General features: G+C 66.4%; 5 protein-coding genes and 1 pseudogene. 2 read left to right on the forward strand and 4 right to left on the reverse strand.

Going from position 1 to position 14,469, the window contains the following annotated elements; genetic code table 11:
* Window positions 1–44 precede the first annotated feature (44 nt).
* Entirely contained in the window at window positions 45–482 is a 438-nt protein-coding gene (locus BS80_RS03505; protein ID WP_035792411.1) for an SHOCT domain-containing protein, read from the reverse strand.
* A 334-nt stretch (window positions 483–816) separates the two neighbouring features.
* On the opposite strand from BS80_RS03505, the pseudogene BS80_RS44245 reads away from it, so the two are divergent.
* A pseudogene (locus BS80_RS44245) lies at window positions 817–1,356 on the forward strand (tyrosine-type recombinase/integrase); the annotation flags it as partial.
* Window positions 1,357–1,488: 132 nt separating this feature from the next.
* Here BS80_RS44245 and BS80_RS40340 read toward each other — a convergent pair.
* From BS80_RS40340 to BS80_RS43425, 3 genes are read right to left on the reverse strand one after another with little or no spacing between them, the layout of a single operon-like run.
* Window positions 1,489–1,914, reverse strand: coding sequence for an SMI1/KNR4 family protein (locus BS80_RS40340; RefSeq protein WP_157535828.1), 426 nt, complete (start codon window positions 1,912–1,914; stop codon window positions 1,489–1,491).
* 18 nt (window positions 1,915–1,932) lie between these two features.
* On the reverse strand, window positions 1,933–2,742 hold the full coding sequence (locus BS80_RS40345; protein ID WP_157535831.1) for a hypothetical protein: 810 nt from the start codon (window positions 2,740–2,742) through the stop codon (window positions 1,933–1,935).
* A 42-nt stretch (window positions 2,743–2,784) separates the two neighbouring features.
* A complete protein-coding gene (locus BS80_RS43425) occupies window positions 2,785–9,558 on the reverse strand; it encodes an RHS repeat-associated core domain-containing protein (RefSeq protein ID WP_157535834.1) in 6,774 nt (2,257 codons plus the stop codon).
* Between the two features lie 868 nt (window positions 9,559–10,426).
* Between BS80_RS43425 and BS80_RS03520 the strand changes: the two genes are divergently transcribed.
* Window positions 10,427–14,443, forward strand: coding sequence for a LamG-like jellyroll fold domain-containing protein (locus tag BS80_RS03520; protein ID WP_035792417.1), 4,017 nt, complete (start codon window positions 10,427–10,429; stop codon window positions 14,441–14,443).
* Window positions 14,444–14,469 lie beyond the last annotated feature (26 nt).

The raw sequence follows: 14,469 nt of genomic DNA on the forward strand, positions 1-14,469 counted from the left end.
CTGCGGAAGTCGCCGCCCCGGCTGCCGGGACCCACCCACTCGCCTCAGGCGAGGAGCTTGGTCTTGGCCTTCTGGAACTCCTCCTCGGTGATCGAGCCGCTGTTCTTCAGCTCGGCCAGCCGGGCGAGTTCGTCGACGTGGCTGCTCGCCGCCCGCGCCCCGCCACCCGCGCTAGCGCTAGCGCCGCCACTCCCGTCATCGGCCGCGGCGTCCCGGATGTACGCCTTGAAGGCCGCGTCCGCCCGCTGCGCCTGTTCGATGTCGCGCTGGCCCATCGAACCGCCCCGCACGATGAGGTAGGCCAGCACACCGACCAGCGGCAGCAGGATCACGAAGATCGTCCAGAGCGCCTTCCCCCAGCCGCCCAGGTCGTGGCTGCGGAAGATGTCAGTGATGATCTTGAAGAGCAGGAAGAGCCAGACGATCCAGAGGAAGAACTCCAGCATCGTCCAGAACAGGTCCAGCAACGGGTAGTCGTGCATGGCACTCCCCTAGCGGCAGGCCACCGCGCCGCGGCGGCCACTCGGAAAACCGGGCCGCCCCGGAGAAGGGAGGCGGTCAATCGAGTCTTACCATGACAAATCGGCCATCGCATGTCCATGTCCGCCCGCTTGGACCCCCCGCAGTCCTCCGACGATGATTGCCTCCACGGAGCCCAGGGGTGCCTCAAAGTCCCGGCGATGACATGCAGTCCGCGCACCCCGAGCGATCTGGAGCGCCAGGGGCAACCCGTTCGAGGGGAAGAGATCCCGCACCTCCCTCACCGCCGCCCGGGGCCAGCTCCACGTACCATTCAAACCCCTTGGCCTTCGCTGAGAAGATCTCGACCTCGCAGGCGGAATAGCCAGCATCCGCCGCACCCTCCAGCGCACTAACTCCGGCAGCCTGACCGCCCTCCAACCAAGACCCACAACGCCGAGCGCCGCATCGCTCTGCTGACCCCGTGTCTACGCTCACTCGTACGCCACGGCGACCAGCAGTGCCAGGAACGCGAGGCGGCGGGCGCGGGCTGGCGGGACAGCGGCTACGTGTCCACCCGGCCCAACGGTGCCCCGATCGAGGGAGCCACACTCACCCGGCACTTCACCGCCCTGCTCCGCCGAGCCAGGATCCGTCGCATCCGCTTCCACGATCTTCGACACTCGGCAGCGACCCTCCTCCTCCAACAGGGCGTCGAACTCGTCGTCACCAAGGAACTCCTCGGTCACGCCCACACAGGCGTCACCGCCACCGTCTACACCACCTCCGACTCCGCCTCCAGCGCCAAGCCTCGACACCCTCCGCGCCCCCGCAACGGGCACCACCGAACCCGACGACGGCGACGAACCGGCACTTTGTGGAGCACCCGTCCGCTGACGTTGCCGTCAACTACTGCCGTCAGAAGACCCAGAAGCCCCACCGGGAACATCCCGGTGGGGCTTCTGGACGTTTTTCCTTTCGATCAGGAAAGGCAGCTCCACCGCCAGTCCTCCGACCAGAGGCGAAACATTACTGCCCTGCAGTCAAATCAAGATCCCGCGACGACTGGTCGATCAGGAAAGCACTGAATGACTCCCATCGAGCACGCAGTTCAGCACCACCCTCCTGATACATCGCGACGGGCGGATCGTCACCACGTGAAGATTCCATCCAATAGATCTGATAGCCCTGATGCATCGCAAATACGATTGAATTTTCTGCCATCAAGTGAGAGGCGCTACTCTCAGCAAGAAGTTCCAACGCATCGGACTTAATCCCCATCAACTCCGGATAGAAGGCATCCGTGCCGATGAGGAACCCACCAAGCCATCGACACCCTCGGCGATGCCCTCCGAGCCGCCAAGAGCCCTGACGACCCGCCACGTGCAGAAACCGTCCATTGACATTGCCGTCAAGACGCCGCGTGGCCCCGCCGAAGAGCTCGGCGGGCCACATGCACTGGATGCAACGGACCTATTCTTCGGCAGCTATATGGGGCCGAATACTCGCATTTCGAAATACGTCAGCAGCCACCTCACTGGCGACTCCGTCAGGGTCTGAGTCAGAATCGCTACAAATTCGATCTGCCACTATGTCGACAAGTGCCTGAGATTCCTCCATGGAAAGGAAAGGACTCAGTCGCCGAACCCATTCAACGATCATGCGGAGTCGATACGGGCTGATCTTCCGCAGGCCATCCACCCCCAGGGGCGATGTCAAGTAAATCAGTTTGACGGCAGCCGCGAGTCGATTAAACGGAAGATCGTGAGCCGACAGGATCAACCCGAGTTCATCTACCGGATCCAGTGGCATTCGCTCGACACTTCTAATCCGGGGCAGAGGATAATTCGGGACTGAATTTAGGTTACGTTCTTCATCGCCAGAGTCAATCAGAACGTCGATGCGAGAAGCGGAACCCGGGTCATCAACGGCGATAGTAACTCTATGCACACCTGCCTCGCCGAGCCTCGTGGAGTAACTAGACGATCCCGTAATATCGGTAACCGAAATAACCCCGTCAGCAAGCGTGAGATCTCCATTGAAGATCACCACGCCGTCGAACAGCCCCGCCCTGTGCCACAGTCGGACACGCACGAGACCGCTTTGAGCCCTGGCTGCGATCAAGACATGCTCGCCCGACACTGCCTGCGGAGCCCCACTGAGTTCCAACTTGCCATCGAGCGGCGCTGTCGCGCCAATAGCGATCACCGGATGATTCAAGTAGACGGCGACGCTACCAATGTTCATCTTCCCACCAAGCCTCGAAGTGGCGAATTTGGCCACGTGCCGGGCCCACCCTAAGGGGAGAGGGCCCGGCGTGCAACATCATTCGTCTGTGTGATCCGGCAGCATTTGCCGGAGATAATCGGGTGCGCTCAGGTACCCAGGCATTCCGGGGAATGTAGGGTCATGGTATCCGTGGTTCCGCAGAATTTGCTGCCCTCGCTGTACAGCCGTTGCCTGCTCACCGCTACAGACTGGACAGTGCGGGTATAGGTCCTGCGATGTACCCGGCCGAGTAAATCCCGTCGACGGCTGGTGATCACCGATCATTACCCAAGACGGGTCTGATTCCCCGCATGTGTGACAAGGCAAACCCTGCATCGCCTCGCTTTGCGCTGGACTTACCACAGGTCCGGTCGCAGGAACCGATTCGCCGGCGTGAGGGCCAACTTGGAGAGTATCCGCTTGCCTTTGCGTCAGCCTGATATTGCAGTTGTGGACCAGCACCGGCGTCGTCCCCGCCAGCACATAGTACGTGTGGACGGCGTCGATCGTCAGGTCGTAGGTGACCTGAGGTTTGACGTACGAACGCACTGTCAGGATGACAATGCTGCCACCGCCGGGCGTCTGCAGGCGGTCGCCCGCCTTGAGGGCGCCGCCGTTCGTCCACCGCTGGGTGGTCTCGTCGTAGTAGGGGTGGTTGGAGGTCGAGGTGATGGTCTGTGGGCCGTTAGGGGTCGAGATGGTGATGTCGGTGAAGTCGGTGTCCGTTGTGGTCTTGTGGACCGCGTCGACCCGGCGCTCTCTTACATCCGATCCACCGGGTTGCGAGTTTTCTATCTCATCGCCGACTCTGACATCCTGGATCTTCTTGCTGGACCCGTCGGCCATCAAGACCGTAACACCCGCAACAAAGCTGTGCCTGCAGAATGCCAGATCCCCGATGTCCCCGAGTGCCACGTCTTCGGGATTTGGAACCGCCATGGGAATGAAGGTCCCGGCGGCCCAGTTTGCGGTATCCGTATTTACGCCAGCGCTTATCACCCACTGCATGTAGCTATCTAGGGCAGTCGGCGACTTGGGATCGTAGGATGATCCTTCTATTGTTTTGTTATGGTAGAGGAAATTGAAGATATCTGAAACTGGTGCCACGAAGTCAGCCCCGAGTCCAGCAAGGAGGTCCCTATTGTTCCCCTCTCCATCGGCCTCGTTCTTTACCCGCCGCGCGTAGGCGAGGTGCTGCGCGTGGCTGAGCTGCTCGCTGTTGGTGATGAGGACTACTTCTTTGACGCGTGTCTTGAGCTGCTCAGTGGTACCGGCGGACACCCCGGTGTCGGAGTCGTATGCCATTTTGCCGCTCGGGTCGGCAAGGTTGACGGGGTTGTTGTTGCTGTAGGCGTAGCCGTTCCACTGCTGTGGGCTGGCGGCGTCCAGCAGTGGGTCGGGGTTGAGGAAGCGGCCGGTGGTGGGTTGGTATTCGCGGGCGCCGAGGTTGGTGAGGTTGGTGGTGGGGTCTTGGGTGCCGTTGATGAAGCCCTTGTCGCCGGCCCAGGTGCTGGGTTGGGTGCCGCGGGAGTTGCCGAAGGGGTCGGTGGGGCGGCGGGTTTCGGTGAGGGTGGTGGCGTCGATGGCGAGGGTGTTGGTGCCGTGGGGGTCGGCGAACTGGTAGGTGAGTTTGCCGGCCTGGCGGACCAGGGTGATGCCGTTGGGGATGGGGTAGTAGCGGGTATCGGTGGGGGGTGCCTTGGTGGCGGTGTTGTAGGTGAGTTCGTCGGTGCCCAGGGTGATGGTGACGGTGTTGGGGTCGCGGCGGATGAGCTGGTTGCCGTCGGCGTCGTAGAGGTAGGTGGTGGGGGTGCTTCCGGGGTTGGTGATCTGGTTGAGCTTGTCCTCGCCGTCCCAGGTGAGGGAGCTGGTTCCGGCTGTGCTGGTGATGGCGGTGGTGTTGCCGGCTGCGTCGTAGGTACTGCCGGTTGTGGTGGTGTTGCCGCCGGTGGTGACGGCGGAGGTGAGGAGGGCGTGCGGGCCGCCGGTGCCGGTGTTCGTGTGGCCGGGGGTGCCGAAGGTCTGGGTGGTGGTGATGTCGGCGGCGGTGTTGCCGGCGGGGTCGTGGTTGGTGAGGCCGGTGCGGTTGCCGGTGAGGTCGTAGGTGTAGCTCTGCCAGTAGGGAGCCGGGCCGCCGACCGTGGTGCGGGCGGGGGCGGTGACCCCGCTGGTGGGGGTGGCGTTGGCGCAGGAGCCCTGGCCGCCGACGGCGGGGTTGGGCTGCAGGTTGAGGTGTCCGGTGTCGGACCAGGCAGTGGTCAGGCGGTTGAGGTAGTCGTAGCTGAAGCACTGCAGGTCGGTGTTGGCGGGGTTGTTGTCGGGGATATCGCGGATCCCGGTGATCTGCCCGGCCTGGTTGTAGGCGTAGGTGGTCTGCTGGACGGCGCCGGTGCCGGCGGTCTGCTTGTCCAGGTAGCGGGAGAGCGGGCGTCCGGTCGACTCGTCGTAGACGGTGGTGGAGACGAGCTGGGTGCCCCAGGGGTTGACGGTGGAGCGGATCGAGCGGCCGTAGGCGTCGTAGTCCGAGGAGACGTCGTAGGCCACGCCGTTGGTGGCCGAGCTGATGATGTCCAGCGGGCCGTTGCTGTCGTAGAGGTAGTTGACGGTCTCGCCGGCGAAGTCGCCGACAGCAGAGTGGGTGTCGGAGGTGACGGCCGAGCGGGTGTCGGAGGTGACGGCTCCGGTGACCGGGTCGTAAACGGCGCTGTAGGTGTAGTTGAGGTTCTGGCTCTGGCCGATCTCGCTGCCAGGGATCGTCAGGGTCGTCGCGGTGGGGTGGTAGTCCATGTCGTACGAGCCGACGGCGCTGGTGTAGGCCGTGCCGGCAGCGCCGTTGACATAACGGGTCGAGGTGGCGGGCTGGCCGGGGAGCACGGTGTCGTAGGTGCGGGCGGTCAGCTGCTTCGTCGTGTCGCTGGTACTGGTACCGGCGAAGGAACCGGTCTGGCGACCCAGCAGGTCATAGGTGTAGGAGATGCTCTGCGCGCGGCCGTCCGTCGTGGTGGCGAGTCGGCCGTCAGCGTCGTAGCCCCGCGAGCTCGTGCCGGTGTCGGGGTCACCGGCTGTGGTCTGACGGCCGCGCAGGTCGTAGCCGTAGGTCCAGGTGTTCGCGGCGGCGTCCGTGCGCCCCGCGGGCTTTCCGGCCGGGGTGTAGGTGTAAGTGGTGACGTTGGCGTCGGCTCGGTTTCCGGTCGCGGTGGGGCCGGTGTACTGCCACAGTTCGGTGGTTTCGCCGCGGGCGTCGGTGACGGTGCTGGTCGGGGTGGCGCCGGTGGGCGGGGTGACGTCGGTGCGGTCCGCGCCGGGGTAGGCGGTGGTCGTCGAGTTCTGGACGGCGCCGTACGCGACGAACTGGGAGGTGACCGGGCGCCCGAGACCGTCGTAGATGGTGTGGGTCTGCGCCGGGACCTGCGCGGTTGCGGTCAGGTACGGGGCGGTGTTCGGCAAGTCTTCGTTGTTGTACCAGGGCGCGTTCGCCTGACGGACCCGGCCCTGCGAGTCGTAGACGGTGTCGCTGATCAAGCGCCCGCCGTAGCCCGAGACGCCAGTGGTGCTCTGCGTCTGAAAGGTGCGGCCGAGTCCGTCCATGATCTGGATGGACGTCATGTAGGTGGAGCCACCGGAGCGCAGAGTGGAGGTGGTGACGGTGGGTGGGTTGGCGGAGTTGCCGACTACTCCGGGGATGGAGTAGGCGAAGGTCTGGTCCGCGTTCTGTGCGGTGGTGCGGCCCGGCTTCCATACGGCGACAGAGCGGCCCAGTGCGTCGTAGGACTGGGTGGTCACGCGTCCGTTGGGGTCGGTAACGGTCAGCGGCAGCTGGCGCTCGGGGTCCAGGGTCGTGGTGGTCGTCCGGCCCGTGGCCGCGTCGGAGGCTCCGGCGGGGGCCGGCGTGGTGACGGTGACCTTGTTGGGCAGTTCCCCGGTGCCCGCCGCACTGTAGGCCGTTGTCACGATGGCGCCCGCAGCGTGGGCGCTGTCGGTGGAGTTGGGGTCGGTCGCGGTCAGGGTGCGGCCGTAGTCGTCGAACGTCGCCGTGGTCGTGGTGGTGAACTGCGCGGTGCCGGTGGCGTCGAAGTGGTCCAGGACCTGTGAGGCCGTGGCGTCGTGCGTGGCACCGAGCTGGCCCGCCGTTGTCAGGCCGTCGTAGAGCGTCCTCGTCCAGGCGGTGGTGTTCGCCGCGTTGGGGATGGCGGTGCAGGCTCCTGCCCCGCTGACGGTCGTGACGTCCGAGGCCAGCGCCGTGACCTGCGGGTCCATGGCATAGGCGGCGTAGGCGGTTCGGGTGCACAGATCGGGCAGGCCGTCAGCGGTGGCGAGGGAGGTGATCGTGCGGTTGTTGTTGGCCGGGTCGGTGGTCGCGGTCGTGGTGGTGGTGCGCCAGGTGCCGTCCGCCTTGAGCGCCTTGGAGGTCACGGTCGCGTTGGTGGCGGCGTAACGGGCGATGAGGTCGGGGACGGTGGGCTGGGTGGGGTGGGTGTGGGTGGCAGTGGGGAACGGTTTGCTGCTGGTGCTGATGGCGGCGGCGACGACGGTTCCGTTGGCCTGGTTGTAGGTGTCGGTCTCCAGGGCTTTGCCGGAGAGCCAGTCGTAGTCGGCCTGGGGTCCGCTGAGGTAGCCGCTGACGTTGGGGGTGCGGGTGCCTGCGGGGATGATGTCGCCGTACATGCCCTGGTAGTAGGTGGTGATCGTCTGGGACTGCGGGCCGTCGGCGGTGGCGCCGATGACGGCCCGAACTGTGGCGTAGCCGCGGAAGTCGTCCCAGGTGCGGTCCATCTCCTTGGTGAGCGGCGAGTCGTTGCGGTGCCAGGCCGCGTTCCCGTAGTAGTAGGTCGTCATCTGCGGGGTCGAGTTGACGGTGTTGGGGTTCACGGTGACGGACCGGACGGGGTAGCGCAGGAACCAGTCGTCAACCGGGTTGGCGCCCGGTTTCTCGTTGAAGGGGTGCCATTTCACGTTGAAGCAGGGCATCGTGTCGGTGTCCGCCGTGGCGGGCATGATGCCGTTGACGCGTGAGCAGCCCGGCATGCTGCCATAGTCGACGCCGATGGTGCCGCCGGTCTCGGTGGTGATCAGCTGGATCCGGGGCCGGTTGTAGTTGGGGCGGGCCGGGATCAGGTTGGTGCCGTCGACCCGGTTGGCCAGCAGCGCCGGGGTGAAGGAGACCGGCGGGAGGGGTGCGGGGATCGGCTGGGCCGAGGTGGCGGAGGCCGCGGTGTCCTGGCCGTTGCGCTGGACGGATGCGAGCCAGGGGATCTGGGTGTTCTCGGTGGCGTTGTTGACCTGTACGAACTGGTGCGTGAGCGTGTAGGTGTCCAGCGTCTTGAGCTGCCCGGCAACCTTGACGCTGGTGACGACGGAGCTGAGCCACTTGGTCGACCAGAACGTCGGGCCGTAGTTCGTGCAGGCCCCGCCCTGGGCGCAGTTCTGGTCCAGCGGTACGTCGGGCCAGTTGGCAGCGTTTGCGGTGTTGCGCTGTCCCGGGTCGCAAGAACCGGTGAGGCAACGCTCACCGGTGAAGAAGGAGATCTGTGCTGCACTCTGGTAGGTGCCGTTCGCGTTGAGCTGGTCCGACAGGTGCTGGCCGTAGGTGATGGTGGAGAGGACGCCGCCGCGGGTGTAGGAGACGGCAGCACCCGTGCCGTGGTTCTGGCCGCCGCCCACGATGTAGGAGTTGGCTTCGGGTGTGTAGCTGTAGGTCGTCAGGTTGTTGTGCGGGTCGACGACGTAGTCCAGGTTCCAGCGCCAAGCGGTCTGGCACCAGGACGCGTTGCCCTTAACGGGGTCGTAGCACGGGTCGCCCGGGTTGGGGGAGAAGACGGGGACGGTCCAGGCGGAGCCGCTGTTGGCTCCGACGGTGGTCGGCTTGCCGTCGGAGCCGGGCAGGTGGTTGAGGCCGAAGTAGAACACCAGGCCGCTGGTGTCGGTGACCTTCAGGTACGAGCCGTTGAAGGTTCCATTGGTCGCTCCGGTCAGGAATTGTACCTTCGTGCCGTCGTCGTCCTTGAGCCGCCAAGTGCAGTCCGACTGCTCCATCGCGTTCGAGGCGCTCTTGTTGCAGGTGGCGTCGTCGGGGACGAGTTCGCTGGAGTGACCGGCGAGTGACAGCGTCAGGTTGGCGCCGGCCCAGCAGTCGTCGCCGGAGCCGGTGATGCCGTCGTCGTTGCACGACTTGTAGGACCGCTCGACGAAGCCGGGGCTGTAGTCCCACCCGTCGCCGATCCAGGACGCCTGCGCATTGGTCGACGAGGTCTTGCCGTCCACCGACGAGGAGTCGTAGGAGAGCCCGACGGTCGGTGCCGCACCACCCAGGGCCGGTGGCACCGAGATCGGGTAAGTATAGGTGAAGGCGCCCGACGAACCTCCGCTCGCCCAGGACTGGGAGGGGTTGAGGCTGGTGGCGGAGTAGGTGCCCGCGCCGCTGGAGGAGCCGCTGACCGTGGCCAGCACAGTCGGCGCGGGTGTCTGCGCTGCTGCCGGGGTGGCGTAGCCGGCCGTCACCGCAATGCGCGGCGCTGCGGTCTTGGCCACCGCGACTGGCGCAGTGGAGGGCAAGTCGACGTCTGCCACGAGGCGGTCGGAGGCGCTGTCGTAGTGCGACGCCACGGGGGTCTGCTCAAGGCAGCCCGTCACCTCGGGGGTCGTCAGGGAGCAGGCCGGCAGCGACACCAGGTGTGATCGCGCTGCCCAGTCGCCGCCGAGGCCGGATCCCAGGCCCGCTATGTCCAGCGAGACCTGCACCGCCCTTGCGGTGCCCCCGTCCTGACGTGACAGTGAGACAATCGCGCCCGCCACGCCGGCGGCGGAGGAGGTCTTGGTGTCGGCCAGGGTCACCTTCACTGGTTCGGCGGGAGCTGGTGCCGTTTCGTCAGTGGCGGCTTCGCCGGGTACCCCTGCGATGGGAGCGAGGGTCACCGGCAGTGTGCCGGCCTGGGACTCCGGGCCCACGAGGGCGTCCGGCTGTGCGCCGGGCGTCTCGGCCTGAGGGTGGACGCCGACATCACTCGCGGTAGGAGTGGCGGCGAGCTGCACGATGTTCTCTCCGTGCGGCGCGGCCTTCACCGCCGGCGGTTTCCAGAAGGGGGGCACCGGGTGGGCGGGTTGGGCTACGGGAACCGGCGTGGCGTTCTTCCCGTGTACCGACGAAGTCTTGGGCAGCGCGGTCCCGGGTGGGGACCACGCCTTGGAGTAGTCGGGGCCATCAGCCGCCGCGGCAAGTGTGACGGGTGCCAGGAGCGAGGCCACCACCGTCAGGGCACTGGCAGCCGCCAGGCGCGATCTGAACCTGCGGCCGCGGTTTTTCGCATGCCGAACAGCGAACCCGGTATCGGGCACAGCAAACCCCCCAGCTGACCGGGCCTCAGCCCGCAGCCATCGTGACCATCCTGGAAATAGCTCTCACCCTATCGACGCTTGAACATCACCTGTCAATGAACATTATGAAGATGAGATGAGTGACTGATCTCACCGTCGTTACAGAGTTCGTTATTGACGACAAATCAGACAACCTCACTCGAGACACTCTTGCCCTCCCATCGTGCCGCCCGCAAGCATGCGGGTGATCTCTGCGCGCACAAGGGCGCGGTTCAGTACCAGTGGGGGGACCTTTTCCGTGACACCATCACGCCAACAGTGGCGGCACCGAACGCCGTGGCGCGTTCTCGCCACCGCAGCGGCGCTCGCCATGAGCGCCACACTTCCTGTGCAGTCCACTCACGCCGACACCACATCTGACCCACTGTCGGCGGCCTCGGTCGCAGCTGCGAACACCGCCCGTGCTGCAGATCTGCCGCCCGCGTCGGCCGCGGCCACCGCGATCGCCCAGGCCAAGACAACCGGCAAGAGCGTCCCGATCCCGTCCCTGTCGACGGAGTACTCCGAGACCGTCGCCACCCCCGCGGGGCACCTGAGCGAAACCCGGCACGTCGACCAGCAGCGCCTCAAGCAGAACGGCGCATGGGTCACACTGGACCCCTCCCTGGCCGCCAACCCGGACGGGACACTCAGCCCCAAGGCCGCCGCCAACAAGGTCTCGCTCTCCGGTGACGGCACCGGCCCGCTGGCCACCCTCAGCAGCGCGGACGGCAAACAGCTGTCCATCAGCTCGCCATTCCCCCTCACCACCCCCATCCTCAAGGGCGCCACCGCGCTCTACCCGAACGTCGCCCCCGACACCGACCTGCAGGTCACCGTCACCAAGGAGGGCGGCTTCGCCACCGTCCTGGTCATCAAGAGCGCCCAGGCCGCGGCCAACCCGGCCCTGAAGACGCTGCACTGGCCCACCAGCACGGTCGGCGTCACCGTCAAGACGGACAGCTCCGGCGGCCTCACAGCCACCGACGACACCAACACCACGGTGTTCGCCGCACCCACCCCGCTCATGTGGGACTCCAGCACCACCGCGCCCACAGCCCCGGCAGGCACGGCAGGCACGGCCACACCCGCCGGCACCGCGAACAGCCGTAGCGCCGGTGCGCACCTGGCCGTTGCCGCGGACGCCCCCGGCACCCCGAGCGCCACCCCGTCCCCGGACACCTCCGCCCCGGCGCCGGCCAGCACCGCCGACCACCCCGGCCCGGCCGCCACCACCGCTACCATGCCCGTCGCCACCGATTCCACCGGCATCGACCTGACACCCGACCAGGGCATCCTGACCAGCCCGACGACGAAGTACCCGGTCTTCCTCGACCCGGACTGGATCCACAGCATCGCGGGCTTCCAGTCCTGGACCTGGGTCCGCTCCGGCTACCCCGGCCAGAACTTCAATAACGACAGCCACCCCCTGGGCGTGGGACGCTGCGGCAACTACGCGACCGGCCCCAGGTGCACTCCCGACGACGTGGAGCGCACCTACTACCAGTTCGACATCAGTGGCTACAGCGGCGACGTCATCCACAGCGCCACCCTGACCACCAACGAGTCCACGAGCGCCGACTGGAGCTGCAGCAACACCTACCCCGTCAACCTCTTCCAGACCTGGGCGATCGACAGCACCACCACCTGGAACAATCAAGCTCAGCAGCCCAACTACCTCGCCACCAAGCAGATCCCCGGCTCCGGCGGCAGCACCTGCAACGGCAACGTCCCCGTCGCCTGGGACGTCACCGGCTCCATCCAGACAGGAGTAGGGGCCGCGAACTGGCACACCGTCGCATTCATGCTCCAAGGCGACGAGAACAACATCAACGCCCTCAAGTACTTCGACCACTCCCCCAGCCTCACCATCGACTACGACCGGGTCCCCCTCACTCCCACCAATCCGCACCTGGCACCCGTCGCCCCGCACATCGCCCCCGCCGACAGCCCCGCCACCGCAAACGTGCAGACCTGCAACGGCGAACCCTCCACCAGCTGGGGCTGGCTCGGAGCCGGCTCGGAGCAGGGTGGAGCAGTCACTCTCAACGCCACCGTCTCCAGCCAGACACAGGCCCAGGTGCAGACCTGGTCCCACATCTGGGACTACACCAACAACGGGCAAGAGGTCTACAGCGGCCTGTCCGCACCCGTCGCGAACAACTCCAACGCCTCCCTGGCCCTGCCCGCCGGATCACTGCAGGACGGCCACGGCTACGGCTACGGCATGAGCGCCGACGACGGGGTCGCCGGAGTGAGCTGGTCGCCTCCCACCTCGACCTGCACCTTCCTCGTCGACCTCACCAACCCCCAACTCTCCTTCCCCACCGTCAACTCGGACGGGCTCACGGCAGCACAGCTGGCGGCCCACCAGTTCCCGCCCTCCGGGAACGGCCAAGCCCCTCAGAGCTTCGCCGGCCAGCTCGGCTACGTCCCCTTCACCGCGGTCGACCCGAACCCGAGCGGCCACATGGCCTCCGGCGTCGCCTGCGCCAAATGGGGCTGGGACCCGCAACTCGCCGACGGAACCTGGCACTGCGGCTCAGCCTTCCCCGGCGCAGCCGGCATCCCCGTCGTCCCCGGGCACTGGGGCACCAACATCCTCTTCGTCCAGGTCATGGACAACGCCAACAACGTCTCCCCGATCGGCTCCTATGCCTTCTACGCCCCCTGGAACCCCAACGGCACCCCGCCGGTCTTCGGTGACATCACCGGCGACGGCGCCCCCGACATCGTCGCCCCGGACACAGCCGGCAATCTGCGTGCCTACACCGTCCCCGGCAACCCCGTAGCCACCAGCCCCGCCACCATCATCGCCTCCCCAAGCATCCTGTCCCCCGACAACGTCAACTGGGCCGACTTCCAACTCACCCACCGCGGCGCCCTCACCGGCGGCAAGGCCGTCGACGACGTCTTCGCCCACAAGACCAACGACAGCGTGCTCTACCACTTCGACAACCCCGACGGCACCGCGATACCGGGAAAGCTCGGCAAGAACGAATCAATCAACAAGCCGGCCGTCTGCACCGTTGCCCCCGCCAACCCCGTGAACACCAGCTGCGCCGGCTACACGACCGACTGGAGCAACACCCTCTCCATCGCGGCCCTCGGCGACCCCATGACCACCGACCTCGAACCCTCCATGCAGTTCAAGAACGCCACCGCGCTGCTCACCACCGAGCGCAACGCCACCGGCGACGCAGCCCTCTGGTACTACCCCGTCACCGGCGGCAGCTTCCAGCACCCCGTCATGCTCTCGGCCACCGGCTGGGCCAACATCGACCTCATCAGCCCCGGGGACTGGTCCCAGCAGGCCGACCAGAACGGAACCCGCCACCCCGGTCTCTGGGCGCGCGACCGGAACACCGGCGATCTGCGCGCCTACACCTTCTCCACCGGCACCCCCAGCTACACCGACACCAGAATCGACCCGGTCACCCACGCCACCACCAGCGTGACGTCCACCGGCCCCTCAGTCACAGGCATTGCCACGAACACCGTGATCGGCAACGTCAACTCCAAGACGTTCCCGACCATCGGATCCGACGGCGACCTCACCGGCAACGGTCACTCCTCCCTGTGGGCCGTCAGCAACACAGGGAGCATCCAGGTCTGGACCGGCCACCCCACTGGCACCCCCACCGCACCCGGCTACGGCTGGGACACCGGCCCCACCGCCATCGCCAGTACCGGTATGCCGGTCTACGAGTGGAAGCTCGACGGACCCAAGCCCGGCCAGCCCCAGCCGCTGGACATCAACGGCGCCAATCCCCTCACCATCAACGCCACCGGCGCGTCCCCCTACAGCTGGGGCCCCGACCACAACGGCACCAGCAACGCCGCAGCCACCTTCGCCAATGGCAACTACCTCCAGGCCGGCATCCCCGCCCTCGACACCACCCAGAGCTACTCCGTCTCCGCCTGGGCCATGGTCAACAACACCAGCGACTACCAGACCGTCGTCTGCCTCGCCGGCAACCAGCGCAGCCCCTTCTACCTCCAGTACTCCAAGGCCCTCGGCAACTGGGCCTTCGTCGCCACAGGCAGCGACGACATCAACACCCCCGTCTACTACAGCGCCACCGCCGACAACACGAAGACCCCGCTCCAGGTCGGCAAATGGACCCTCCTCACCGCCACCTACAACGCCGACACCAAGGCCATGACCCTCTACATCAACGGCCAGGCGGCCGGCAGCGGCTACAACCCCGCCCCCTGGAAGACCACCGGCCCCACCATCTTCGGGGCCTCCGCCGCCACGGGATACAACCTCACCAACCAACTCAACGGCTCCATCGGCGACGTCCGGCTCTACCCGTTCACCCTCACGAACGAACAGATCCGCAATATCTTCAGGAGCAGCTGACCCACTCGCGTCATCCGGGGTCACGC

Origin of the sequence: Kitasatospora mediocidica KCTC 9733 (assembly GCF_000744225.1) — a bacterium.
GTDB lineage: Bacteria > Actinomycetota > Actinomycetes > Streptomycetales > Streptomycetaceae > Kitasatospora > Kitasatospora mediocidica.

What these genes read in the sequence shown, in the direction of transcription:
- BS80_RS03505 (WP_035792411.1), bottom strand. Translation starts at nt 482, where the DNA reads ATGCACGACTACCCGTTGCTGGACCTGTTCTGGACGATGCTGGAGTTC.
- BS80_RS40340 (WP_157535828.1), bottom strand. Translation starts at nt 1,914, where the DNA reads ATGTGGCCCGCCGAGCTCTTCGGCGGGGCCACGCGGCGTCTTGACGGC.